The sequence below is a fragment of the Kitasatospora sp. NPDC058184 genome (assembly GCF_042883725.1).
GTDB lineage: Bacteria > Actinomycetota > Actinomycetes > Streptomycetales > Streptomycetaceae > Kitasatospora.
Genome location: NZ_JBHVVE010000026.1, coordinates 58,357 through 80,040 on the forward strand (window position 1 = coordinate 58,357; position 21,684 = coordinate 80,040).

Here is a 21,684-nt window from a genome sequence, read left to right on the forward strand (position 1 = left end):
CCCGGGGCCCGGTGTGGGGGAGGTCACATCGCCCCTCCGGGCCCGTTTCTGACGCGGTTTGGGGCTCAGGGGGGTCGGTTATGGTGGGTGGGCCCAGACGGCGACGAGGGAACGATCTGGTCTATCTCGACGGGGTGCCATCGCGGTGCGCGAGTTCGGTCTGAAACGGTGGGTGCGGCGGTCCGGTCCGGAAGGGTCCGGCGACGCGGCGGAAACCGGAAGGCCGAATTCCTGGACCCTTCCGGCGGCCTGTGCGGCGGCGGTTTCGCTGGCGGTGTTCGCCTGGTTCCGGCACGTCCACGGGGCCACCATGGTCGACATGCTGGTCTACCGGGCCGAGGGCCAGGCGGTGGTCCGCGGCGAGGACCTGTACGCGATGCGGCTGCCCGGCTGGGACCTGCCGGCCACCTACCCGCCGTTCGCGGCGATGCTCTTCGTACCGAGCACCTGGTTCGACGTGAGCACCCTGCGCGTCCTGGTGATGCTCCTCAACTACGCGCTGCTCGCCGCGGCCGTGCACCTGTCGCTCAAGCTGGCCGGCTGGCCGAAGCGGCACCGCGCGGCCGTGGTGGTCCTGGCCACCGGCCTCGGCGTCTGGCTGGAGCCGGTCTTCACCACCTTCCAGTACGGCCAGGTCAACCTCGGCATACTCTGCCTGGTCCTGTGGGACCTGACCCGGCCGGACAGCCACCGCCTCAAGGGCGTGGGCATCGGCCTGGCCACCGCCATCAAGATCACCCCGGGCCTGTTCGCCGTCTACCTGTTCCTGACCGGCCGGGTCCGGGCCGCCTTCGTCTCGGCCGGCACCTTCCTGGCGGCGGGCCTGATCGGCTGGGCCCTCCTGCCCGACGCCTCGTACGGGTTCTGGACCACCTACCTCTGGGACCCGAGCCGGGTCGGCGTGACCGTCCTGGTGGACAACCAGTCGCTGCGCGGCGCCGTCTGCCGGCTGCTCGACGTCAACGACCCCGGCCTGGTCGGGGTCGTCGCCTCGGCGCTGGTCGCGGTGTTCGGGCTCGGGGTGGCGGTGCTGGCCGGCCGCTCGGCGCGGGTGCTGCGGCGGGCCGACGCCTGGGGCGCGGTCTGCGCCGCGCTCACCGCGCTGCTGGTCTCGCCGATCAGCTGGACCCACCACTGGGTCTGGTGTATCCCGCTGCTCGCCCTGCTGGCGGTGGAGGCCAGGACCACGGCCCGGCGGGTGCTGTTCGGCGTGACCGCGGCGGTCTTCCTCTCCCACGTGATGTGGGCGGTGCCGCACCGCTGGGGCCGCGGGGTCGCCTGGTACTGGCAGCTGCCCGGCGCGATCTACCCGCCGATCGCGATCGCCGTCCTGGTCGTCCTGGGCGTGCGGCTGTACCGCGCCCGGCGGCAGGCCGTGGACGCCGCCAGCGGCGGGGCCCTGACCCTGCTGACCGCCAGGCTGGACCGCGACCCCGCGCTGACGAACCGGACCTGACGGACCGGACCCACGGACCCCAGACCGGACGGACCAGACCAGACGTGACCACCCAGACCGCACCCCCGCCGCCGGCCGCCGCCGGGCCCGCCGTCCGCCGGATGGCCGCCGCCGTCCTGCTCGGCCCCGCCCGGCGCACCGCGCTGCTCACCGCGCTCTGCTTCACGGTGACCTGCGCCATCGGCCTGCAGGGCTGGACGTCCGTCTCGCTCGGCGGCTTCGACCTCGGCATCTTCGACCAGGGCGTGCGCGGCTACGCCCACTTCGGGCTGCCCGTCTCGACGCTGAAGAGCTTCCACCACGAGTTCCCGCCCGGCTTCTCGCTGCTGGGCGACCACTTCTCGCCGGTGCTGGCGATGCTCGCGCCGCTGTACTGGATCTGGGACGACCCGCGCTCGCTGATCATCGGACAGTCGCTGCTGTTCGCGGCCGGCGTGCCGCTGATCCGGCGGATCGCCGGGTACGCCTTCGCCGGCGCCGAGCCGCGCACCGCCCGCCGGGCCGCCGACCTGGCCGGCCTGGTCTACGGGCTCGGCTGGCCGCTGCTGGTCGCCGCCCGGGTGGGCTTCCACGAGGTCGCCTTCGCGGTCCCGCTGACCCTGCTGATGCTGGAGCGCGGGCTGGCCCGCCGGTACGGCACGGTGCTGCTCGCCGCCCTGCTGCTGTGCTGCACCAAGGAGGACCTCGGCCTGCTGGTCGGGGCGTACGGGCTGGTGCTGCTGCTGCGCACCCGCCGCACCGACGACCGGGCGGGCCGCCGCACCGGGCTGGGACTGCTGCTGGGCGGGCCGGTCGCCTCGGCCGCCGCCATCACCTGGCTGATCCCGGCGATGGGCGGGGAACCGGGCTACTACTGGAACTACGGCTCGCTCGGCGCGGACGGCGGCGACGCGCTGCGCAACCTGCTGCACGACCCGTTCCTGCTGGTGCAGGCCGCCTTCGACCAGCCGCTCAAGCCGCTGCTGCTGCTGTGGCTGTTCGGCACCATGCTGCTGCTGCCGCTGCGCTCGGCCACCGTGCTGTGCGCGGTGCCGCTGCTGGCCGAACGGATCCTGTCCAGCAACCCCAACCACTGGTCGATCGCCCGGCACTACGACGCGCTGCTGTGGCCGGTCCTGCTCACCGCCGCGATCGAGGTGCTGGGCCGGCTGAGCGCCACCGGGCGGCCGGAGCGGAGCCTGCGGCGGGCCCGCCGGCTGGGCCTCGGCGTGGCCGGCATCGCGCTGGTGGCCGCGGTGCCGATCGGGCTGGTGCCGCTGGTCCTGCCGACCTCCTGGGCGCCCAAGCCGAGCGAGGCGGCGCTGGTCCGGGCGGCCGCGCTGATCCCGGACGGGGCGTCCGTCGAGGCGGACAACCAGATCGCGCCGCGGCTGACCGCCCGGACGGACGTGGTGCTGGTGGACGGCACACCGCGCGGGCGCGAGTACGTGCTCACCCGGGGCGACAAGCGGTCCTTCCCGTTCAAGACGGACAAGGAGCAGGCCGAGCGGATCCAGCTGCTGCTGGCGCACGGCTACCGGCAGCTGTGGGCCGAGGACGGGGTCGTGCTGCTGCACCGGGAGGGCGACGAGCCGGTCCCCGGCGAGCACGTGCCGGGGCCGGGCAGCAAGCCGGTCCAGGACGAGGTCCCGACCGACGTCGGACACAACCTGTTCCGCGGCTGAGCGCGGGGCCCGGACACGCCGGAGGGCCGGCCGGAACGACGTCCGGCCGGCCCTCCGGGGCGGGTCAGGGGCGGTCCGAGCCGGTGTAGTGGCCGCTCTGGTGGGAGCCCTGGGACGGGACGGCGCCGTAGTGGCCGGGCCGGTGGCCGCGCGGGTGCCGGGTCAGCCGGTAGCCGAGGATGCCGGCCAGCGCGGCCAGGAAGCCGCCGCCGATCGTCCAGTACCAGCGGCTGTTCCAGCCGGAGAACCAGCCGGTGTACCAGTGCTCCTCCTGGGCCACCGGGGCGGCCGCCTTGGCCGTGCTCGCGCCGCCGCCGGCCGGCGGGACCAGCGGGGCCTTCAGCTCGCCGCCCTCCGGCTGGGCGTTGTCCGCGTCGCCCTTGGCGGCGACGTGCAGCTGCACCGAGGAGGCCAGCCCGAGGTCCGGCTGCGGGACGTCGCTGACCGACAGCCGCACGTAGTAGGTGCCGGGCAGCGGGTCGCCGGACCACGGCTCGGCCCAGGTGCGGACCTCGCGCAGGGTGCAGTTCAGCGCCAGCGAGCCGGCGCTCTGCTCGGCGGTGGCGTTCTGGGTGCCGGCGGTGCACGCCTGGCGGCGGCGCAGCCCGTCGAAGACCTCGACGGACCAGGTCTGCGGGCCGTGCCGGTCGGCCGAGGGGGCCAGGCCGACGGTCAGGTTGACCGTCGGGGTCTGGCCCTCGGCGGCGCCGAACGCCCAGTACAGGTAGTCACCGGTGGAGACGGAGACGTTGGCGTCCTGGTTGGGCGAGAGGTTGACCGCGGTCAGGAAGGAGGTGCCGGCCTTGGTGGCCGGGGCCGGGGTGCCGCTCGCACTGGCCGAGGGGGACGGCGAGGCGGCCGAGGCGGCCGGGGCGCCCAGGGCGCTCAGGGCCAGGGCGGGCAGCAGGGCGAGGGCGGCGAGGGTGCCGCGGATCGTCGTACGCATGGTCAGTTCTCCCGCCAGACGGCGATCCGCCAGCGCGCGATCCAGCCGAAGACCAGACCGAAGGCCAGGCCGGCCAGGGTGAGGGTGAGCAGCAGGATCCAGCCGCGGCCGAGGCCCATCGCGGCGCCCTCCGGGGCGGGCGAGGCGGAGGCCAGGTCGACGGTCAGCTCCAGCGGCAGGCCGGGGTCGGCCAGCACGCCGGCCTGCGGGGCCAGCGAGTTGCTGACGACCAGGCAGACCGTGGTCTCCGGCTTCTCCTTGGAGTCCTTGGTCGCCGTGGGGCTCGCGGTGACGTAGCCCTTGGAGTCGTCGGTGGACCAGCGCAGGCCGGTGGAGACCACGTCGGTGCGGCTGCTGCCGGCGTCGGTGCCGCGGACCAGTTCCTGGCCGGTCGCGCTGGTGGCCTGGAGCAGCACCCCGTAGTCGCGGGCCACCGGGCGGTCGAGGGCGACGCTGACCGAGGCGCGCAGCTCCTGGCCGGACTTGACCGGGACCTTGTAGACGCGGTGCTCGGAGAACTTCTCGCGGTCGGTGTAGACGCCCGGGGCGAGCACCGGGGCGCTCTCGCACTTGTCGGTGCCGGTGGTCTTGACCGGGGTCACCGTGTAGGTGTCGTTGGAGCGGTCGACCAGCTGCTTCACCTTGTCGGTGAGCTGCTCCTGGGTGCGGACGTCGGTGTAGGTGCCGCCGGTCGCGTTGGCGATGCAGAGCAGCTGCTGGCGGGTCTTGTCGTCGTGGGCCAGGCCCAGGGTGTCGACCACCAGGTGGATGCCCTGGGAGGCGAGTTCGCGGGCGACGTCACAGGGGTCGGGCGGGGTGCAGGTGTCCTCGCCGTCGGTGATCAGCACCACCCGGCGGGTGGTCTCGCCCTTGCCGAGGTCCTGCGCGGCGCCGCGCAGCGCCAGGCCGATCGGGGTCCAGCCGGTGGGGCGCAGGGTGGCGACGGCGGTCTTGGCCTCGACCTTGTTGGTCTTGCCGACCGGGTACAGCTGCTTGGTGTCCTGGCAGCCCTGGGCCTTGTCGTTGCCGGGGTAGTTCGCCCCCAGGGTGCGGATGCCGAACTCGGTCTCCGCGGGCAGCGCGTCGATCACCTCGTTCAGCGACTGCTGGGCCACCGCGATGCGGCTCTTGCCCTGGATGTCCGCCTCGCGCATGGAGCCGCTGACGTCCAGGACGAGGTCGACCCGGGGCGCCTCCTTGGTCGCGGGAGCGGCGCCGGCTGATGGTTCGTCGGCGTGGGCGGGCAGGCCGAGGAGCAGCGAGGCGCCCGTTATCGCCACTGCTGCCAGCAGGCTGCCGAGCCTGGTCTGTGGTCGTCGTCCGGTAGTCACCCGGCCGATCCTAGGGCGTGTCCGACAGTTCCCGCCGGGTGCGCGACGCCGGTGCACGCACCTCGCCGCGTTGTCGTCGGTCGCCGATGCTCCGCATGGACTCCCTCCTCCGCCTTGCGATGCACGCACCCCGACGCCGCGCCCTGATCCGACGCCAATTGTCGGACACGCCCTGGGGATCATCAGTTCGTCATGGCGAAACGAGTCCGGATCGTGCCTCAACCAGCTCCGGCGCGAACTCCGGCGCACAGCTTGGGAATCCGTGCTTTCACAGCGGTCTTACGCGGCGTGGATAGCCTTCCTTTCACGACGGACTGGGGCGGGGGAGCGATGGAGCTGACGGCGGTCGGCAAGCGGTACGGGCGGCGGGAGCGGTGGATCCTGCGCGGGGTCGATCTGGCGGTCGGGCCGGGCGAGCTGGTGCGGATCGCCGGGCGGAACGGGAGCGGCAAGTCGACGCTGCTGCGGCTGGTCGCCGGGATCGAGCGGCCGAGCACGGGGCGGGTGGCGCGGCCCGGCCCGGCGGCGTACGTGCCCGAGCGCTTCCCGCCGGCGCTGCCCTTCGACGCCGCCTCCTACCTGCTGCGGGTGGGGCGGGTGCACGGGCTGTCGGCGGAGCGGGCGCGGCGGCGGGCGGGGGAGCTGCTGGACCGGTTCGGTGTCGCGGACCGGGCGGGCACGCCGTTGAGCCGGCTGTCGAAGGGCACCTGCCAGAAGGTCGCGGTCGCCCAGGCGCTGCTCCCCGAGGCGCGGGTGCTGCTGCTGGACGAGGCGTGGACCGGGCTGGACCCGGAGGCCCGGGCGGTGCTGGACGAGGCCGCCGCCGAGCGGGCGGCGGCGGGCGGCACGGTGCTGTTCGTCGACCACGACCCGGCCCGGCTGGCCGGGTTGACCAGCGCCGCGTACCGGGTCGGTGCGGACGGCGTGCTGCGGCCGGTCGAGGACGGGGTGCCGGAGCCGGCGGCGGGCGGCCCGGTGATGGAGGTCGAGGTGGACGTCCCGGACGGCGCCCCGCTTCCCACGGCGCTGCCGGGGGCGCCGGAGGTCACCGCGCTGGCCGGGACGGCGGTGCGGCTGGCGGTGCCGGCCGCGCACTCGGACGCGCTGCTGCGCCGGCTGCTGCTGGGCCGCCCGGCGGTCCGGGTGCTGGCGGTGCGTCGGCGCGAGGAGGGGGAGCGGTGACGGCGCGGATCGGTGCGCTGACCCGGTACCACCTGGAGCTGCTGCTGCGCTCGCACGCCTGGCTGCCGCCGTTCCTGGCGTACGCGGTGCTGCTGGTGGTCGGGGTGGCGGCGGGGGACCCGCTGCTGGGCGGCCTCGGCTTCGGCGCGGGGGTGCTGCTGCCGGTGAGCGCCTGGTACGTGCGCAGTGCGCTGAGCGCGGAGCCGCCGGCCTCGCGGGCCTGCCTGGTGGCGGCGGCGGGCCCGGTCCGGGTCCACCTGGGGGCGCTGCTGGCGGCGCTGACGGTGTCGCTGGTGCTGGCGGTCGGTCAGGTGGCGGCGGTCTGGTGGACCAGTGGGCCGGTGGTCGGCCAGGGGGCGCGGCAGGAACCGGGGACCGGGCCGGCGGTGCTGGCCGGGCTGGTGGCCTCCGTGGTCTGCGCGCTGCTGGGGGTGCTGGCCGGGGCGGTGGCGAACCGTCCGGTGCTGGTCCACGCGCAGTACGGCATCCCGGCGGCGCTGGGGCTGGCCACGCTGCTGCTGGTGGTGCCGGCCTCGCCGGCCAACGCGGCGGTGCGCGGGCTGGTGTCGGCGGCCCGGACCGGCCGGGTCGCGGTGCCGTGGCCGAGCCTGCTGGCCGCCGCCGTCCTGCTGGCGGCGGTCGGCGCGGGGGTGGCGGCGCTGGCCGGGCGGCGGCCGGAGTGAGGGCCGGGGGCTGATCGGCGGGCCCGGGTGATTCGGGCATCGGCGGACACACCGTGGCGGAGTGTCAAAAATACGGATAGCACTCGTTAGGGTGACGAACCGGGACACGGGCGCCGCCGCACCGGCGCCCGGACCCTCCCCGCTAGACCGCGACCCCCAGGACGGTCCGTGGCGACACCCTCCGCCGTGCCGAGATCCGCCGCCGGGCCGAGCCGGCCGGTGCCGACCAGGCGCACCACCGAGCTCGTCCTGGTGGTCGGCGCCGTCCTGATCGCCGTGTTCGGCTACGTCGAGGTCGGCGTCAACCTGGACGGCCACGTCCCGGCCGACGCGGCCGAGTACGGCGCCGCGCTGGGCGTGCTCGCCCTGACGGCGCACGCCGTGGTCCGGTGGCGGGCCCGGTACGCGGACCCGCTGCTGCTGCCGATCGCGGTGCTGCTGAACGGGATCGGGCTGGTGGTGATCTACCGGCTCGACCGGGCCACCCCGGGGCGCGGCGCCGCCTCCACCCAACTGCTCTGGTCGGCGCTGGGGGTGGCGCTGTTCATCGCGGTGGTGCTGCTGGTGCGCGACCACCGGCGGCTGCGGCGCTACGCGTACGTCGGGGCGCTGGTGGCGCTGGTCCTGCTGGTGCTGCCGATCTTCTTCCCGCCGGTGTACGGCTCCCGGATCTGGGTCGTGATCGGGCCGCTCTCCTTCCAGCCCGGGGAGTTCGCCAAGATCCTGCTGGCGGTCTTCTTCGCCGCGTACCTGGCGGTGCACCGGGACGCGCTGGCGCTGACCGGCCGCCGGGTCTGGCGCTGGCAGCTGCCGCGCGGGCGGGTGCTCGGACCGGTGCTGCTGATCTGGGCGGCGTTCGTCGGCGTCCTGGTGCTGGAGACCGACCTCGGCACCTCGCTGCTGTTCTTCGGCCTGTTCGTGGTGATGCTCTACGTGGCGACCGCGCGCACCGGCTGGATCGCGATCGGCCTGGGCCTGGCCGCCGTCGGGGCGGTGACGGTGGGCTGGCTCTCGCCGCACGTGCACAGCCGGGTCGCGGACTGGCTGGACCCGCTGGGCTCGATCGAGGCGGGCCGGGGCGCCAACCAGATCGCCCAGTCGCTGTTCGCCTTCGCCTGGGGCGGCGAGCTGGGCACCGGGCTCGGCAACGGGCACTCGGTGCTGATCGGCTTCGCCGCCAAGTCGGACTTCATCCTCGCCACGATCGGCGAGGAGCTCGGGCTGACCGGGCTGACCGCGGTGTTCCTGCTGTACGCGGCGCTGGTCTCGCGGGGCTTCCGGACCGGCATCGCGCTGCGCGACCCGTTCGGGCGGCTGCTGGCGATCGGGCTGGCCGCGATCGTCGGCCTCCAGGTGTTCGTGGTGGCGGGCGGGGTGCTCGCACTGATCCCGCTGACCGGGATGACCATGCCGTTCATCGCCCAGGGCGGTTCCTCGGTGGTCACCAACTGGATCATCGTCGCGCTGCTCGTGCGGATGAGCGACGACGCCCGCCGGCCCGTGACCGGGGAGGTCTGATGGCGCGCGTCCCGTCCAGGGGGAACGGCCCGCAGGGGCTGCCCGGCATCTCGGTCACCGGGCGCCGGGCGGGCACCTTCTGCCTGCTGCTGGTCGCGGCGCTGTGCGTGCAGGCCACCCGGGTGCAGGTGTTCCAGGCGCAGGACCTCGACCGCAACAGCGCCAACCAGCGGCTCACCGTCGAGCGGTACGCCCAGCCGCGCGGCGACATCCTGGTCGGCCCGGACCCGGTGACCGGCTCCGAGCCGACCGGCGGCCGGTACGCGTACAAGCGCAGCTACACCGACGGCCCGACCTACGCGGCGGTCACCGGCTTCGCCTCGCAGGCGTACGGCACCACCCAGCTGGAGGGGACCGAGGACGAGCTGCTGACCGGCACCGACGGCCGGCTGGCGGGCTGGTCGGTCTGGGACGCCGTCTCCCGCCGGCAGAACCCCGGCGGGGACGTCCACACCACGCTGAACCGGGCCGCCCAGCAGGCCGCGATGCGCGGGCTCGGCGACCAGAAGGGCGCGGTCGCCGCGATCGAGCCGGCCACCGGGCGGATCCTGGCGCTGGCCAGCACGCCCTCCTACGACCCGGGCTCCTTCGCCGGGTACGGCGCCGACGACCAGGAGGCCTGGAACCGGCTGCAGGCCGACGCCGACCAGCCGATGCTCAACCGGGCGCTGCGCCAGACCTACCCGCCGGGCTCGACCTTCAAGGTGGTCACCGCCGCGGCCGCGCTGGCGGCCGGGGTGGTCACCGACCCGGCCGCGCCGACCGGGGCGCCCTTCCCGTACGTGCTGCCCGGCACGACCACGCCGCTGGTCAACGACACCCCGGCCTGCGACCGGGCCGACCTGTCGCTGGCCGCCGCGATGACCGCCAGCTGCAACAGCGTGCTCGGCTACCTGGGGGTGCGGACCGGGCTGGACCGGATGGCCGAGATGGCCGGGGACCTCGGCTTCAACGACGCGAGGCTGGACGTCCCGGTGCGGGCGGCCCGGTCGAACTTCGACACCCGGATGGACGAGTCGCAGCTGGCGCTCTCCTCGATCGGGCAGTTCGACACGGCGGCCACCCCGCTGACGATGGCGATGGTCGCGGCCGGGGTGGCCAACGACGGGACGGTGATGCGGCCACAGCTCGTGGACCGGCTGACCAGGAGCGACGGCACCACGGTGCAGCTGATGAAGCCGGCCGTGTACCGGCGGGCGATGACCCCGGCGGTGGCCGGGCAGGTGCGCGGGCTGATGACCGGCGTGGTGGAGAACGGCACCGGCGGCAACGCCCGGATCGCCGGGGCGGTGGTCGGCGGCAAGACCGGGACGGCCCAGCACGGGGTGGGCAACAGCGGGACGCCGTACGCCTGGTTCATCGCCTGGGCGGCGCCGGCCGGCTCGGACGCGGTGCCGCCGGTGGCGGTCGCCGTGGTGGTCGAGGACAGCGGGGCCACGGACGTCACGGGTGGCGCGCTGGCGGCGCCGATCGCCCGGTCGGTGATGCGGGCGGTGCTCGGCGGATGATCTCCGCAGGTGCGCTGAGCTGCTGCTTTAGCGACCGGGCGGAGGATGCGCCGTTTACGAAGTGTCCGGTTTGTACATCGATATGCGCCGATTCGTACAATGCGCTGGTTGGGACTGTTCGTTTGCGACACTGGTGCTTTCGCGGGGTACTGTCCCATGTTTGTTCGGTTGGTCCCCGATGACACCCCCTGGCACGTCGGGTGACCGACTGCAAGGACACCCTCCCCCGCCCAGAAGGACCGTGGTTTTGGCCAGCAACACCATCGGTGCGCGTCTGCTGCGACGCAAGCCCGTCTCGACACTGATCGCCGAGACCGAAGGCGAGGACGTCCTCCCGGCCGGCGCACCCGAGGAGGGCGGGCGCTCCGGCATCCACCTGCGCCGCTCGATCGGCCTGTGGCAGCTGTCCTCGATCGGCATCGGCGCGACCATCGGCACCGGCATCTTCTTCGTGCTGAACACCGCGGTGCCCTCGGCCGGCCCGGCCGTCATCCTGTCCTTCGTGATCGCCGCGGTCACCGCCGGACTCACCGCGCTCTGCTACGCCGAGATGGCCTCCGCGATCCCGGTCTCCGGCTCCTCGTACTCCTACGCCTACGCCACCCTCGGCGAGGGCGTCGCCTTCGCCGTCGGCATCTGCCTGCTGATGGAGTACGGCGTCTCCGCATCCGCGATCGCGGTGACCTGGGCCGAGTACCTGAACAAGTTCCTCGACCTGACCTTCGGGGTCACGATCCCCGAGCAGCTCTCCGGGGCGCCGGACAGCGGCCACTGGTTCAACCTGCCGGCGCTGCTGCTGGTCTTCATGGTCTGCTTCCTGCTGATCCGCGGCGTCAGCGAGTCGGTCAAGGTCAACGCGGTGATGGTCGCGATCAAGATCGCGATCCTGCTGATGTTCATCGGCATCGCGCTCACCGGCTTCCACTCCGGCAACCTGACCCCGTTCATGCCGCTCGGCATCAGCGGCGTGCAGATCGCCGCGTCCAGCATCTTCTTCTCCTTCATCGGCCTGGACGCCGTGTCCACCGCCGGTGAGGAGGTCAAGAACCCGCGCCGCACCCTGCCGCTGGCGATCATCATCTCGCTGGTCGTGGTGACCCTGCTCTACATCCTGGTCGCGCTGGCCGGCATCGGCGCCCAGCCGTGGACCAAGTTCGACGGCCAGGAGGCCGGCCTCGCCCAGATCCTCCAGGACATCACCGGCCAGAGCTGGCCCGCGATCGTCTTCGCGATCGGCGCGATCGTCTCGATCTTCAGCATCACCCTCGTGGTGATCTACGGCCAGACCCGCATCCTGTACTCGATGGGCCGCGACGGCATGCTGCCCAAGCGCTTCGCCAGGCTCTCCCCGCGCAGCGGCACCCCGGTCTGGAACACCGTCGTGGTGGGCCTCGGCGTCGGCGCGCTGGCCGCGTTCATCCCGCTGCGGGTCCTGGCCGACATCACCAGCCTCGGGACGCTCATCGCCTTCTCGGTGGTCTCGATCGGCGTGATCGTGCTGCGCCGCACCCAGCCCGACCTGCCGCGCGGCTTCAAGGTGCCCGGCTACCCCGTCGTCCCGCTGATCAGCGTCGGCTTCTGCGTCTACCTGATCACCGGCCTGCACGCCGACACCTTCCGGGCCGGGGCGATCGCCCTCGTCATCGCCGTGGTCGTCTACTTCGGCTACAGCATCAAGCACTCCCGACTGGAGCAGGCCGAGCCGCAGTCCACGCCCTCGGACAGCGCCGCCGGCTGACCCGGAGGCAAACCCCGCGTGAAGGGCCGCCGACCGCCACCGCGTCCGGCGGCCCTTTTCACGCCAACGCCCGTCCGGTGTCCGACACCATGGCGACAGGGCCCGGCTCCCACCCATAACCTTCCACCATGGTGAGCACCCGCACGCCCGGCTACCCCCGCCCGCGCGGCCGCTTCACCGGCCGCGGCGGAACGCCGGCCCAGACCTCCACGACCGAGGCGCCGGCCAGGCCACGACGGCCGCAGCGCGGCCTCTCCGTCCGGCCCTTTCCCCGCCAGCGCGGCGAGAGCACGTTTCCGCCCACGCCCGCCCGGCTGAACACCGCCCGGCTGGCCGGGCTCGCCTCGACGCGGACCGTCCAACTGCTCGGCTGCCTCGTCGCGGCCGGCTGGGCCGCCGCCTTCCCGCTCGTCTCCGACCTGCCCAACCAGCGGCAGTGGGGCCTGATCGCGGCCCCCGGCTACGTGCTGGCCGGAGTGCTCTGCCTGACCCTGCCGCGCCGCTTCGCGGCCAAGGCGGCCGCCTCGGTCGCCCTGGTCGGGGCCGTCCTGGTGCCGCTCGGGCTGCTCGCCCTGCAGGGCCGCCACCAGTCCGAGGTCATGGTGGTCGAACGCTCGGCCCACCTGCTGCTCACCACCGGCACCGCGTACCTGCCGCACCCGGCGGTGGTCACCGACTACAACCCGTACCTGCCGGCGATGTCCCTGTTCGGGATGCCGCGCCAGCTGTTCGGCGACTCCACCGCCGTCGCGCGGGTCGCCGGGGACGCCCGGATCTGGTTCGCGCTGACCTTCTTCGTCTGCATGCTGGCCGCCTGGCGGCTGCTGCGGCCCGCCCGCCCCGGCGGCGACGGGCGCGCGCCGCTGCTGCCGCTGGCCGTCCTCACCGCCTCGCCGCTGATCGCGCTCGCCCTGGTGGTCGGCGGGGTGGACCTGCCGCTGATCGGCGTCTGCTGCCTGGCCATGGCGCTCGCCGAGCGGGACCGCACGGTCGCCGCCGGGCTGGTGCTCGCCCTCGCCTGCACCCTGAAGTGGACGGCCTGGCCCGCGCTGCCGGTGGCCGTCCTGCTGCTCTGGCGGCTGTACGGCCGGCGCCCGGCGGCCCGGACGGCGCTGATCGGGGTCGGGGTGAGCGCGCTGGTGATCCTGCCCTCCGCGCTGACCCAGGCCGACGCGCTGCGCGAACAGGTGGTGCGCTTCCCGCTCGGGATGACGGCGATCCGCACCCCGGCGGGCAGCCCGCTGCCCGGCAAGGTGCTGGCCGGCTTCGGGCCGACCGGGCACGCGATCTCGCTGGCGCTGATGACCGTGGCCCTGGTCGCGGTGGCGATCTGGCTGCTGGCCCGGCCGCCGGTCTCCGCGATCGCCGCGGCCGACCTGCTGGCCGCCGGGCTCGCGATCGCCTTCATGCTGGCCCCGGCCGGGCGGTTCGGGTACCTGGCGCTGCCGGCGGTGCTGGTGATCTGGCCCCGGCTGGCGGCCCGGCGCTGGAGCAGCCGGCGCCCGGTCCCGCCGGGCCGGGTGCGGCCGGGAAGGCCACAGCCCGCCCTGCCGCGAGGCTGAGCGGGCTGTCGGCGGCCCGCCCGGCTCCGGGCGGGCGGGGGCTTGCGGGGGCTCAGCGGCCGCCGGCGGCCTTCAGGATGGAGGCGACGGCCGGGCCGGCCGCGTCCACGCCGTGGCCGCCGCCCTGCACCTCGGCGGCCACCGCGACGTTGCCGCGGTAGGCGGTGAACCAGCTGTTGGTGACGTCGACCCCGGCGACCTCGGCGGAGCCGGTCTTGGCGCCCGCGTTGTCGGTGATGCCGGCCATCACGTCCCTGGCGGTGCCGCCGGTGGCGGTGGCCGCCATCATCGCCTTCAGCTTGGCGTCGACGTCCGGGGAGAGCGGGCGGGCGGCCTTCTGCTGCGGCAGCTCGGCGACCAGGATCGGCTGCTTGAACTCGCCGCTCTGCACGGTGGCGGTGACCGAGGCGATGGCCAGCGGGTTCATCTGGACCTTGCCCTGGCCGATGTAGTTCATGGCCTGCTCGTCCTTGCTGCCCGGCGCCGCCGGAACCTTGCCGTCGGTGTTCGGCAGGCCGGTCTTCCACTCCAGGCCGATGCCGAACACGTCCTTGGCCGTGCCGTTCAGCGTCTCGGGCTTGAGGCTGGTCAGGCCCTGGTTGATGAAGGCGGTGTTGCAGGACATCATGAAGTCCTGCTGGAGCGTGTTGTTCGGGAAGGCGCCCGGGAACGAGTTCGGGATCGCGTGCGGGTTGCTGCTCTTCTCCGGGCAGGCCACCACGGTGTCCGGGTTGACGCCGTTCTCCAGCAGCGCCGCCGAGGTGACGATCTTCATCGTCGAGCCAGGGGCGAGCAGCCCGGCGAAGGCCCGGTTCTGGCCGGTGGCCGGCGAGTTGGCGAAGGCCAGCACCTGACCGGTGCTCGGCTCGATCGCGACGATGGAGCCGGGCTTGCCCGCCAGGTCGGTCATCGCCTTCTCGGCGGCGGCCTGGAGGGTGTTGTCGATGGTGAGCTTGAACGGCTTGCCGGGCTTCGGCTCGACGATCGTGAACAGCTTGTCCTGGGGGCCCTTGCCGGCCGGGTCGGAGATCACCACCGCGCTGCCCGCGTCCTGGTCCTTGGCCGGGTCCGGCGGCAGCAGCTTGTTGGCGTTGTCCTGGAGGGTGGTCAGCAGCGACTGGGTGAGCGAGGCGCCCTGGACCGGCTTGCCGTTGCGGTCGACCACGGTGGACGGCGGGGCGAAGACCGGCTGGACGGCGATGGTCTCGTTGCCGGACAGGTGGGGGTGGATCACCGACGGCGCCCAGTGCACGGCCGGGGTGTTGTCGCTCATCTTCACGACGCCCAGGAAGCCCTGGTAGTCCCAGGCCCGGTTGGTGCCCGCGAACTCGGCGCGCGCCTTGTAGGACATCAGCGTGCCGGTGGGCGCGGGCGTGGCGGCGGCGGACGGCGAGTCGCCGGCGCCCGGCGTGCCGGTGGCGCCCGGGGTCGCGGAGGCCCCGGCGGTCGGCTTGGCGGCCGGGGCGGGGGTGCCGGTGGCGGCGGAGAAGACCTGCTGGGTGGTCGGGCCGAAGGGGGTGAGGGTCAGCGCGCTCGGCTTGACCTGGTCCCGGAAGGCGGTCAGACCGGCGGTGGCCGCGGCCGGGTCGTCGGTCAGCGAGGCCGCCTTGGCGATGTCGCCGGCCGCCCAGGCCGTCAGGAAGTCCTTCAGTCCGGCCGTCGCCTGGTCGGCGGTCGGCGGCTCGGCGACCACGGTGCGCGGCTTCTTGCCACCGGATACGCCGTCCGACTCGCTCACCAGGCTGTACACGCCGTAGCCGCCGCCCGCGAGGACGGCGATGGACACGCCGGTGATGATGCCGATCTTCGCGCCACTGCGCATGGTGCAGGTCCCCCAGGGGTCTCGCGGCCGGGCGCAACCGGCGGGGCCGGAAACGCGGTACCCCTCCACCCTAGGCAGCGCGGATCGGTGCGCCGGCGAATCGCCCGGCACTTGTGACGGATCTGGTACGTGTTGTGCACCGCATACGGACGGTTCGCGGGAACGCGGTGTGCCCGGGGCGGCGGGTCAGATCCAGGTGTTGAACCACATCCGGCGGCGCCAGTCCTCCAGCGGGATGGTCTGCCCGGTGAACAGCGGGTAGAAGAAGAGGAAGTTCCAGACGATCAGCAGGACCAGCAGTCCGGCCGCCGCGGAGCCGATGATCCGGCGGTCCCGGGAGGCGCCGGCCGGCCCGATCAGGGCGCCGATCAGCATCGTCACCGCGAGCACCAGGAACGGGACGAAGACCACCGCGTAGAAGAGGAAGATCGTCCGCTGCTGGTAGGCGAACCAGGGCAGGTAGCCGGCGGCCAGGCCGCAGAGCAGCGCGCCGGCCCGCCAGTCCCGCCGGGCCGCCCAGCGCCACAGGCAGTAGGCCAGCGCCGCGATGCCCGTCCACCACAGCAGCGGGGTGCCGATGCCCAGCACCTCGCGGGCGCAGTCGGCGGCGGTGCAGCCGGCCTGGCCGTACTTGGGGGACTCGTAGAAGAAGGACACCGGCCGGCCCAGCACCAGCCAGGACCACGGGTTGGACTGGTAGGTGTGCGGGTCGCTCAGGCCGACGTGGAACTCGTAGACCGTGGTGTGGTAGTGCCACAGCGATCGCAGGGCCTCGGGTATCCACGGGAAGTCGGTGGAGCGGCCGACCGCCCAGTCCCGGCCCCAGCCGCCCTGGCCGGGAGCGGTGCTGCTGGCGAACCAGCCCCACCAGGACGCGATGTAGACCGCGACCGCGACCACGACCACCGAGACGAAGGCCGGCAGGACGTCCCGGGCGAGCACCGCCACGAACGGGCGCGGGGCGCCGGCCAGGCGGCGGGCGCCGACGTCCCAGAGCACCGTGAGCAGCCCGAAGGCCGCCGCGACGTACAGACCGCTCCACTTGGTGGCGCAGGTCAGGCCGACGCAGGCGCCGGCCGCGATCCGGTACGGGCGCCAGCCCAGGCCGAGCCGCTGGGCGAGCCGGGCGTCCTCGACCCCGCCCAGCCGCCGGGCCAGCAGGGCCCGGGTGCGGTCGCGGTCCAGCAGCAGGAAGCCGAAGGCGGCGAGGGTCCAGAACATCACCACCAGGTCGAGCAGGGCGGCCCGGCTGAGCACCAGGTGCAGGCCGTCCACCGCGAGCAGCAGGCCCGCCACGCAGCCCAGCAGGGTGGAGCGGAACATCCGGCGGGCGATCCGGGCCACCATCAGCACCGACAGGGTGCCGAGCAGGGCCACCGCGAACCGCCAGCCGAAGGGGTTCATGCCGAACAGCTGCTCGCCCAGGCCGATGATCCACTTGCCGACCGGCGGGTGCACCACGTACGAGGGCGTCGCCCGGTACGGGACGGCCGCGCCCGGCGTCATGATCGTGGTGTTGGCGTCCTCCGGCCAGTTGATCTCGTAGCCGCCGTGCCAGAGCGCGTAGGCGTCCTTGGCGTAGTACGTCTCGTCGAAGATGATCGCGTGCGGCTGCCCCAGGTTCGTGAACCGCAGGAGGCCGGCGAAGACCGCCACCGCGACCGGACCCAGCCAGCCGGCCCAGCGGCAGAGGAAGAACCACAGGCCCTGCGGCAGCGAGACGCCCAGCCGCAGCAGCAGCGGCGACTGCGGCACGTCCCGGGGCGTCACCTGGGGGCCGTCCGGCATCGGCGGGGCCAGGCGCTCGGTGAGCGTCCCGGTGGGGCGGGCCGTGTAGCCGAACCGGGCCAGGCGCTCGCGCCAGCCGGCCGGCCCGTCCTGCGGTGGGCGGGGGGACGGCAGGCCGACGCCGCCGTACGCGGAGTGGTCCGTACCAGTGGGCGCCTGGGCCGCCGTGTCGCCGTTCATCCGCCACATCGTAGGGGCGCTCTTCGCACGCGTGTCCGCTCCCTCGGAAGCTGACCGAATCGTCACCAAAAACCCCGGGCGCCCGACAGCTGCGAGGATGGGGACCGTGACAGGAGTACTCGTTCTCGCAGGCACCCCCATCGGCGACGTCTCGGACGCCCCGCCCCGGCTCGTCGACGAACTGGCCACGGCGGACGTGATCGCGGCCGAGGACACCCGGCGGCTGCGCCGGCTCACCCAGGCACTCGGGGTGACCCCGGCGGGCCGGGTGGTCTCCTACTTCGAGGGGAACGAGGTCGGCCGCACCCCCGAACTGGTCGAGGCGCTGCTCGGCGGCGCCCGGGTGCTGCTGGTCACCGACGCCGGCATGCCCTCGGTCTCCGACCCCGGCTACCGGCTGGTCGCCGCCGCCGTGGCCGCCGACGTCAAGGTCACCGCGGTGCCCGGGCCCTCGGCGGTGCTCACCGCCCTCGCGCTGTCCGGCCTGCCGGTGGACCGCTTCACCTTCGAGGGCTTCCTGCCGCGCAAGAGCGGCGACCGGGCCCGGCAGCTCGCCTCGATCGCCGCCGAACCGCGCACCATGGTCTTCTTCGAGGCGCCGCACCGGATCGCCGAGGCGCTGACCGCGATGGCCGGGGCGTTCGGGCCGGAGCGGCCGGCCGCCGTCTGCCGCGAGCTCACCAAGACCTACGAGGAGGTCAAGCGCGGGCCGATCGGCGAGCTGGCCGCCTGGGCGGCCGAGGGCGTCAGGGGCGAGATCACCGTCGTGGTCGCCGGCGCCCCGCCGGCCGCGCCCCAGGAGCTCACCCCGGCCGAGCTGGCCCGGCTGGTGGCCGTCCGCGAGGAGGCCGGGGAGCGCCGCAAGGAGGCCATCGCGGCCGTCGCGGTGGAGCTCTCGCTGCCCAAGCGGGAGGTCTTCGACGCGGTCGTGGCGGCGAAGCGGGAAGGCCTGGAAAGCGGCCTGGGAAAGGGGTGAATCCCGGGGGTTGCGTTGCTCACGGGGAGTCGTACCGTGGAGAGAAGGCCCCGGTAAACACCAGCTGAGCTGAAGTTTCGGCCGCGCTTCCCGGACCCTGCGAGGATTTTCGTATAGGTCTGACCAACGCGCATCCAAGTCTTCACAAGCCGGGCATCGGCCGGGGCGGTCCGGGCATTTCCTGGAAGGGAAAGACCCAGCCGGACGAGCGTCCGGCGGGCGCTGGGAGACGGCCATGAGCGATGTAGTCGGTACCCCCCGCAGTGGCAGCGCACTGAGCACCGCCGGTCTGGCCGGCCGGCCGCACACTCCCGTCGAGACCGTACGGGAGGCCTACTCCTTCGCGTGCCTGCGCTGCGGGTACGGCTGGGAGCAGGCGTACGACATCGAACACCACGTGGCCAACGACGGGCACGTCGTGTTCGAGTACCACGCCAACGGCGTCCGGGTGCCGTCCCCGCTGCTCAAGCCGACCTGCCCGGGCTGCGGCGGCCACACCGTGCGGATCATGCGCGAGGGCCGGGTCGCCTCCGCCGACCAGGCCTGGCAGCACGCCCCCGGCTACCCGGCGCACGCCGAGCCGGCCGGGACGCCCGCGGCGGCCGAGCCCACCCGGCCGCGCGGACGCTGGGCCCGGTTCTGGTCGCGGCTGCTGGGCTGACACCGGGGCGACGGAGCAGGGACCGCCCCCGGCCGGGAACAACTCGGTCGAGGGCGGTCCGCGTGCCCGACTAAGCTTTCCGACCATGGCGGCCACTGCAGACCACAGCACCACCGGGGCGAGCACCCCGGCGTACTACGTTTCCACCCCGATCTACTACGTCAACGATCGCCCGCACCTCGGCCACGCGTACACCACCGTGGCGGGCGACGTCCTCACCCGCTGGCACCGCCAGCGCGGCGAGAAGGTGTGGTACCTGACCGGCACCGACGAGCACGGTCAGAAGATCATGCGGACCGCCGAGGCGAACGGCGTCAGCCCGCAGGAGTGGTGCGACAAGCTGGTCGAGGAGGCCTGGAAGCCGCTCTGGCAGCACCTGGAGATCGCCAACGACGACTTCATCCGCACCACCGAGGAGCGGCACACCGCCCGGGTGCAGGAGTTCGTCCAGGACCTGTACGACAAGGGCGAGATCTACAAGGGCGGCTACTCCGGCCCGTACTGCGTCGGCTGCGAGGAGTTCAAGCTCCCCTCCGAGCTGCTCGACGGCGCCACCGGGGACGAGAAGCTCTGCTCCGTGCACAAGCGGCCCGTCGAGTGGCTGGAGGAGGAGAACTACTTCTTCCGCCTCTCCGCCTACGGCCCGCAGCTGCTGGAGTTCTACGCGGCGAACCCGGACTTCATCCAGCCCGCCTCGGCCCGCAACGAGGTGCTGCGCTTCGTCGAGCAGGACCTCAAGGACCTCTCGATCTCCCGCTCCACCTTCGACTGGGGCGTGCCGCTGCCCTGGGACGAGAAGCACGTCCTCTACGTGTGGGTCGACGCGCTGCAGAACTACATCACCGCGGCCGGCTACGGCAGCGACCCGGAGCGCTTCGCCGAGCTGTGGCCCGCCTCGGTCCACCTCGTCGGCAAGGACATCCTGCGGTTCCACGCCGTCATCTGGCCCGCCATGCTGATGGCCGCCGGGCTGCCGCTGCCCAAGCGGGTCGTCGCCAACGGCTGGCTGATGGTCGGCGGCGAGAAGATGTCCAAGTCCAACCTGACCGGCATCGCGCCCACCGACCTGACCTCGCACTTCGGCGTGGACGCGTACCGCTACTACTTCCTGCGGGCGATCCCGTTCGGCACCGACGGCTCGTTCTCCTGGGAGGACTTCACCGCCCGGTACACCTCCGAGCTGGCCAACGACTTCGGAAACCTGGCCTCCCGGGTCGCCGCGATGGTCGGCAAGTACTTCGACGGGGTGCTGCCCGCCGCCACCGCCGCGGGCGACGCCGAGCAGGCCGTCGCCGACGGGCTGACCAGGGCCGTCGAGACGGCCGACCGGAAGATCGGCGAGGAGCTGGACTTCGCCGGCGGCCTCGCGGCGATCTTCGAGTTCGTCAAGCAGGTCAACGGCTACCTCACCGAGCAGGAGCCCTGGAAGGTCGCCAAGGACGACTCGGCCGAGGGCCGGGCCCGCCTGGCCACCATCCTCTACACCGCCGCCGAGGCGCTGCGCGCCACCGCCGTGCTGCTCAACCCGGTGATGCCGACCACCGCCGAGAAGCTGTGGGTCTCGCTGGGCGCCGAGGCCGCCGGGCTGGGCGCGCTCTCCGCGCAGACCGTCGCCACCGTCGCCGACTGGGGCCGGCTGCCCGCCGGTGCCACCGTCACCAAGGGCGAGATCCTCTTCCCGCGCCTCGAAGAGAAGCCGACCGCCTGACATGGCCGCCAAGGACGACGCCCGGTCGACCCCGCCGCCGCTGCCGGAACCCCTGGCAGTGGCGGTGGCCGACTCGCACACCCACCTCGACATGCAGTCCGGCACCCCCGCCGAGGGCCTGGCGAAGGCCGCCTCGGTCGGGGTCACCACGGTGGTCCAGGTGGGCTGCGACGTGCCCGGCTCGCGCTGGGCCGCCGAATTGGCGGCGCAGTACGAGCAGGTGCACGCGGCCGTCGCCCTGCACCCGAACGAGGCGCCGCGGATCTTCCTCGGCGACGCGGACGGCTGGTCCGGCCAGCAGCGGAAGGCCGGCGGCGCCGCCGCGCTCGACGAGGCGCTCGCCGAGATCGACCGGCTCGCCGCGCTGCCGCAGGTGGTGGCGGTCGGCGAGACCGGCCTGGACTACTTCCGCACCGGGCCGGAGGGCGTGGACATCCAGAAGGAGTCGTTCCGCCGCCACATCGAGATGGCCAAGCGGCACGGCAAGGCCCTGGTCATCCACGACCGGGACGCCCACGAGGACGTCATCGCCGTCCTGCTGGCGGAGGGCGCCCCGGAGCGGACGGTCTTCCACTGCTACTCCGGCGACGCGCAGATGGCGAAGACCTGCGCCGAGCACGGCTGGTACCTCTCCTTCGCCGGCCCGGTCACCTTCAAGGCCAACCAGCCGCTGCGCGACGCCCTGCTCGCCACGCCGCTGGACCGGGTCCTGGTCGAGACCGACGCCCCCTTCCTCACCCCGCACCCGTACCGCGGCCGCCCGAACGCCCCGTACCTGATCCCGGTCACGGTGCGCTCGATGGCCGCGACCCTGGGCCTGGCCGAGGACGAGCTGTCCACGGCCATCGCGGCGAACACCGCCCGGGCCTTCGGGTACTGACGCCGGGGCCCCGGGGCCCGAGCGCGCGGTCGGGGCCCCGTCCGGATCGGCGCGTGGTCGGGCCCCGTCCGGATCGGCGCG

Annotated in this window: 16 protein-coding genes; 12 read left to right on the forward strand and 4 right to left on the reverse strand. The window is 73.7% G+C overall.

Annotated elements, in window-relative coordinates; translation table 11 throughout:
- The first annotated feature begins 274 nt into the window (after positions 1–274).
- Together ACFVXH_RS34650 and ACFVXH_RS34655 are read left to right on the forward strand one after the other, a co-directional pair.
- The gene (locus ACFVXH_RS34650) at positions 275–1,456 is read left to right on the forward strand and encodes a glycosyltransferase 87 family protein (RefSeq protein WP_387829839.1); all 1,182 of its coding nucleotides are present in this window, start codon (positions 275–277) and stop codon (positions 1,454–1,456) included.
- Between the two features lie 44 nt (positions 1,457–1,500).
- Positions 1,501–3,120, forward strand: coding sequence for a DUF2079 domain-containing protein (locus tag ACFVXH_RS34655; protein WP_387829842.1), 1,620 nt, complete (start codon positions 1,501–1,503; stop codon positions 3,118–3,120).
- A 64-nt stretch (positions 3,121–3,184) separates the two neighbouring features.
- Here ACFVXH_RS34655 and ACFVXH_RS34660 read toward each other — a convergent pair whose 3' ends face one another.
- Together ACFVXH_RS34660 and ACFVXH_RS34665 are read right to left on the reverse strand one after the other, a co-directional pair.
- Positions 3,185–4,066: a peptidase gene (locus ACFVXH_RS34660; RefSeq protein WP_387829844.1), complete on the reverse strand. Its 882-nt coding sequence runs from the start codon at positions 4,064–4,066 to the stop codon at positions 3,185–3,187.
- Positions 4,067–4,068: 2 nt separating this feature from the next.
- Complete coding sequence (locus ACFVXH_RS34665; RefSeq protein WP_074001269.1) at positions 4,069–5,397, reverse strand: VWA domain-containing protein; 1,329 nt, start codon at positions 5,395–5,397, stop codon at positions 4,069–4,071.
- 330 nt (positions 5,398–5,727) lie between these two features.
- On the opposite strand from ACFVXH_RS34665, the gene ACFVXH_RS34670 reads away from it, so the two are divergent.
- From ACFVXH_RS34670 to ACFVXH_RS34695, 6 genes are all read left to right on the forward strand, one after another.
- Positions 5,728–6,579, forward strand: a complete 852-nt coding sequence (locus ACFVXH_RS34670; protein ID WP_380775262.1) for an ATP-binding cassette domain-containing protein — start codon at positions 5,728–5,730, stop codon at positions 6,577–6,579.
- Positions 6,576–7,262: an ABC transporter gene (locus ACFVXH_RS34675; protein WP_375876012.1), complete on the forward strand. Its 687-nt coding sequence runs from the start codon at positions 6,576–6,578 to the stop codon at positions 7,260–7,262. The genes ACFVXH_RS34670 and ACFVXH_RS34675 overlap by 4 nt, the downstream gene beginning before the upstream one ends.
- A 168-nt stretch (positions 7,263–7,430) precedes the next feature.
- The gene (locus ACFVXH_RS34680) at positions 7,431–8,780 is read left to right on the forward strand and encodes an FtsW/RodA/SpoVE family cell cycle protein (RefSeq protein ID WP_387829847.1); all 1,350 of its coding nucleotides are present in this window, start codon (positions 7,431–7,433) and stop codon (positions 8,778–8,780) included.
- Entirely contained in the window at positions 8,780–10,288 is a 1,509-nt protein-coding gene (locus tag ACFVXH_RS34685) for a penicillin-binding transpeptidase domain-containing protein (RefSeq protein WP_387829849.1), read from the forward strand. Before ACFVXH_RS34680 ends, ACFVXH_RS34685 begins: the two co-directional genes overlap by 1 nt.
- Before the next feature lie 178 nt (positions 10,289–10,466).
- Entirely contained in the window at positions 10,467–12,026 is a 1,560-nt protein-coding gene (locus ACFVXH_RS34690) for an amino acid permease (RefSeq protein ID WP_387829851.1), read from the forward strand.
- Between the two features lie 128 nt (positions 12,027–12,154).
- The gene (locus ACFVXH_RS34695; RefSeq protein ID WP_387829853.1) at positions 12,155–13,588 is read left to right on the forward strand and encodes a glycosyltransferase 87 family protein; all 1,434 of its coding nucleotides are present in this window, start codon (positions 12,155–12,157) and stop codon (positions 13,586–13,588) included.
- A 52-nt stretch (positions 13,589–13,640) separates the two neighbouring features.
- Here the strand turns inward: ACFVXH_RS34695 and ACFVXH_RS34700 are convergent, their stop codons facing one another.
- Positions 13,641–15,410, reverse strand: a complete 1,770-nt coding sequence (locus ACFVXH_RS34700; protein WP_074001273.1) for a penicillin-binding transpeptidase domain-containing protein — start codon at positions 15,408–15,410, stop codon at positions 13,641–13,643.
- A 186-nt stretch (positions 15,411–15,596) separates the two neighbouring features.
- Positions 15,597–17,378 (reverse strand): dolichyl-phosphate-mannose--protein mannosyltransferase, encoded by a 1,782-nt coding sequence (locus ACFVXH_RS34705; RefSeq protein ID WP_387829856.1) that lies wholly within the window; start codon positions 17,376–17,378, stop codon positions 15,597–15,599.
- Positions 17,379–17,484: 106 nt separating this feature from the next.
- Here ACFVXH_RS34705 and rsmI point away from each other — a divergent pair, with 106 nt between their 5' ends.
- From rsmI to ACFVXH_RS34725, 4 genes are all read left to right on the forward strand, one after another.
- Positions 17,485–18,354 (forward strand): 16S rRNA (cytidine(1402)-2'-O)-methyltransferase, encoded by an 870-nt coding sequence (gene rsmI, locus ACFVXH_RS34710; protein ID WP_117489273.1) that lies wholly within the window; start codon positions 17,485–17,487, stop codon positions 18,352–18,354.
- 235 nt (positions 18,355–18,589) lie between these two features.
- Positions 18,590–19,015, forward strand: a complete 426-nt coding sequence (locus ACFVXH_RS34715) for a hypothetical protein (protein ID WP_387829858.1) — start codon at positions 18,590–18,592, stop codon at positions 19,013–19,015.
- 85 nt (positions 19,016–19,100) lie between these two features.
- Positions 19,101–20,723, forward strand: a complete 1,623-nt coding sequence (gene metG / locus ACFVXH_RS34720; protein WP_049655605.1) for a methionine--tRNA ligase — start codon at positions 19,101–19,103, stop codon at positions 20,721–20,723.
- A 1-nt stretch (position 20,724) separates the two neighbouring features.
- A complete protein-coding gene (locus ACFVXH_RS34725) occupies positions 20,725–21,603 on the forward strand; it encodes a TatD family hydrolase (RefSeq protein ID WP_375876018.1) in 879 nt (292 codons plus the stop codon).
- Positions 21,604–21,684: the final 81 nt, after the last annotated feature.